The following is a 3704-nucleotide window of genomic DNA, read 5'->3' as shown; positions in this document are numbered from 1 at the left end:
AGCAGGCCACCGGCTAAGCCGGTGGTGCTGACTGCCGCGGCGTAGAACAGCCGGTATCTGTATTTTATCTTTCCGTCAGTAATGGTTCGCTGAAGATTTCCTTCATTGCCTCGATAAAAACATGGTCTGCCCTGGATAAAAAAGAGCCGGCTGATGTTCCGACAGAGAGATCCCAATACGCTTTATATACCGGGGGAATGGAAAAACAGGAAAATGCCGCATCTACCATAGTCAGTTTCGAATACTGACTGGGGATGAGCGTTACTCCGGCGCCGGAAGCAGCCAGAAGCTGGGCTGTTGCAAAATTCTTCACGGTCAGGCGGATGACGGGCTGGGTTATCCCGGCACGTTTTAAGATGGAATCACTCACCTGGCGGATCCGCTGGGAGGAGGGCAGCATGATAAGCGGCTCTTTGGCGAGGTGCCTGACGTCCAAAACGGGGTATATTGAACCATTGTCAGACACGGCCTGTTCTGCCAGAGCGCACAGGTGGGAATCCTTTCCCGCTACGATCAGAAAATAATCCCTGGAAAGAAAATGATATTCCAGCTGGGGATTGCCGGATTCCTTGGGGGCGTGCGTTATAATAAAATCAACCTTGCCGGCTGTCAGAAGAGCTTCCAGCCGATCGGAGGTCTCTTCCGTAACAGTTATCTCGATGGAAGGATATTGCTCCATAAACCGGGGGAGGATTCCGGGCAGGACGACAGTTCCCAGCTGGCTTGTGATGCCGATATGAATGCGTCCTGTTTTCATATTATTGATATCGCTGATCTCCAGTTCGAAATTCTCGTACATTTTCAGAATCTGAAGAGCCATATGATAATATTTTTCACCGGCATACGTCAGGGTAAGCCCGGTAGAGGCCCGGTTAAACAGAGGGGTTCCCAGACTGTCTTCAATCCGTTTAATATACTGGCTGAGGGACGGCTGGGCGATAAAAAGCTTTTTGGCGGCCTGGGATATGCTTTTCTCATCTGCTACTGTTTTGATATAAATCAATTCCCGCTGGGTCATCTGAGTCTCCTTTCCATAATAAAGCGGCGCTTTCTGTGAGATGAATTATAGATGAATTTATGGTATAGGATAAATAATATATACTATATAATCTATATAATATTTGTACTATGATTAAAAACATTATATAATAAAACAAGATAAAAAGAAAGTACAAATCGATCTTATCACATTCGGGAGGTATCACATGGTAAAACTGTATGAGGGCGGGGTATATCTTTTAAACGGCGAGGAATTGATTGAAGAAAAAGAAAGCGCCAGAGTGGAACAGATAACAGGCAGAAAAATTTCCATAGAAGAAGCCAGAAAGAACACGATTGCCTATTCAATTCTGAAAGCGCATAACACATCAGACTCTATGGAGAATCTTAAAGTACGTTTTGACAGTATGGCATCCCATGACATTACATTTGTCGGAATTATTCAGACGGCAATTGCATCGGGAATGGAACGTTTTCCCCTGCCTTACGTGCTTACAAACTGCCACAATTCCCTGTGTGCCGTAGGCGGTACAATCAATGAAGATGATCACATATTTGGTCTGTCTGCGGCAAAGAAATACGGCGGTATCTACGTGCCTCCGCACATTGCCGTAATTCACCAGTATATGAGAGAGATGATGGCCGGCTGCGGGAAAATGATTCTCGGTTCCGACAGCCACACCAGATATGGCGCTCTCGGTACGATGGCAATCGGAGAGGGCGGCGGTGAACTTGTAAAACAGCTTCTTTGCGACACATATGACGTTGCCTGTCCTGAAGTGGTCGCAGTGTATCTCGACGGAAAGCCGTCCCCGTTTGTAGGGCCGCAGGATATTGCCCTGGCCATTATAGGAGCTGTATTTAAAAATGGATATGTTAAAAATAAGGTGATGGAGTTTGTGGGACCGGGCGTTTCCGAGATGGATACGGACTACAGAAATGGAATCGATGTAATGACCACCGAGACTACTTGTCTTTCCTCTGTCTGGAGAACGGATGAAGATACAAGGCAGTTCCTGAAGCTCCATGGCAGGGAAGACGATTATAAAGAACTGAATCCGGGCGGGACGGCGTATTACGACGGAGCCATCTATGTGGATCTGAGTACGGTAAAGCCGATGATCGCGCTTCCATTCCATCCGAGCAATACATATGAGATTGATGAGCTGAATCACAATCTGGCCGACATTCTTTCAGAGGTAGAGAAGGAGGCCGACAGGATAGCGGGGCGCGAAGGTTCCCTGAGACTGGTTGATAAAATTGTTAACGGCAGGCTCCAGGTGCAGCAGGGCGTCATTGCTGGATGCGCGGGAGGCAATTATACCAATGTGATCCAGGCAGCACATGCGCTTCGCGGCAGAAACTGCGGCAATGGGGAATTTACACTCTCCGTGTATCCTTCCTCACAGCCGGTGTTCATCGACCTGGTGAAGAAAGATGCAGTCAGCGGACTGATGGAAGCGGGAGCCATTATCCGAACCGCTTTTTGTGGCCCGTGTTTTGGTGCCGGTGATACTCCGGCCAACAACGGACTCAGTATCCGTCACACAACCAGGAACTTCCCGAACCGGGAAGGTTCAAAGCCGGGTGCGGGACAGATGGCAGGCGTGGCCCTGATGGATGCCCGTTCCATTGCGGCGACGGCGGCAAACGGCGGAATGCTCACCTCTGCAGAGACAATGGACTGCTGGGGAGATGTGCCGGATTATCACTTTGACGACACAGTATATAAGAACAGAGTTTTCTTCGGCTATGACAGAGCTCAGGAAAAAGAGGAACTGGTATGCGGCCCGAACATTAAGGCATGGCCTGAGATGAGTCCTCTGACCGATAATATTCTTCTCAAGGTATGCTCAAAGATTATGGACGAAGTCACAACGACGGATGAATTGATTCCATCCGGAGAAACCTCCTCATACCGTTCCAATCCGCTTGGGCTGGCTGAATTTACCTTATCCAGAAGAGATCCTCAGTATGTGGGACGTGCGAAAGAAGTAAATGAGCTGGAAAAACTCAGAAATGCAGGTGTGAACCCGTCTGAGAAAGCGGGAGAGCTTGAGAAAGTTTTTGAGGGGATCCGCAAGGTTCCCGGCAGTGAGAATGTAAAACCGGAGGAAACGGAAATCGGAAGCATGATTTATGCGGTAAAGCCGGGGGACGGTTCAGCCAGGGAGCAGGCCGCCAGCTGCCAGAGGGTACTCGGCGGGCTTGCCAATATCGCCAGAGAATACGCAACGAAACGTTACCGCTCCAATGTAATGAACTGGGGGATGATACCGTTTCTGATGGATAAAGAACCGGAATTTGAGGTCGGAGATTATATTTACATTCCGGGTATCAAAAAGATTCTGAACGGTGATTTGACAGATATCAGAGCATATGTGATTAAAGATGAAGTTCAGGAAATCCGGCTCCACATCGCTGATATGACGCCTGAAGAGCGGGAGATCGTGAAGGCGGGATGCCTGATTAACTATAACCGTAACAGATAAATAAAGAAACATGAAGCAGATATATAAAGAGGCAATGCATAAAAGGCATGCCGGGGATGATAAACAATCTCCGGCATGCCTTTTATGGTTACAGTTCAGCCTTCGGCCGAACTGCAACAAATTATGCACAGAAACGGCAAAAAACGCCGTTTCGCGCCGCCAGACCCGGGATTTTCGCGAAAAACAGCGAAAACACCTCGCGGAATACATCAT

The 3704-nt window shown here is 48.4% G+C and carries 2 protein-coding genes; one reads left to right on the top strand and one right to left on the bottom strand.

Translation table 11 applies throughout. The features are described 5' to 3' along the window. Positions 1–64: 64 nt before the first annotated feature. Positions 65–1018 (bottom strand): LysR family transcriptional regulator, encoded by a 954-nt coding sequence (locus tag CLOSYM_RS11475; RefSeq protein WP_021642241.1) that lies wholly within the window; start codon positions 1016–1018, stop codon positions 65–67. Between the two features lie 187 nt (positions 1019–1205). Between CLOSYM_RS11475 and CLOSYM_RS11470 the strand changes: the two genes are divergently transcribed. After that, positions 1206–3491 (top strand): hydratase, encoded by a 2286-nt coding sequence (locus CLOSYM_RS11470; RefSeq protein WP_021642240.1) that lies wholly within the window; start codon positions 1206–1208, stop codon positions 3489–3491. Positions 3492–3704 lie beyond the last annotated feature (213 nt).

Source organism: [Clostridium] symbiosum ATCC 14940 (assembly GCF_000466485.1).
GTDB classification, from domain to species: Bacteria; Bacillota; Clostridia; order Lachnospirales; family Lachnospiraceae; genus Otoolea; species Otoolea symbiosa.
The sequence above is the reverse complement of the archived record's forward strand: the minus strand, read 5'-3'. Positions and strand labels throughout refer to the sequence as shown.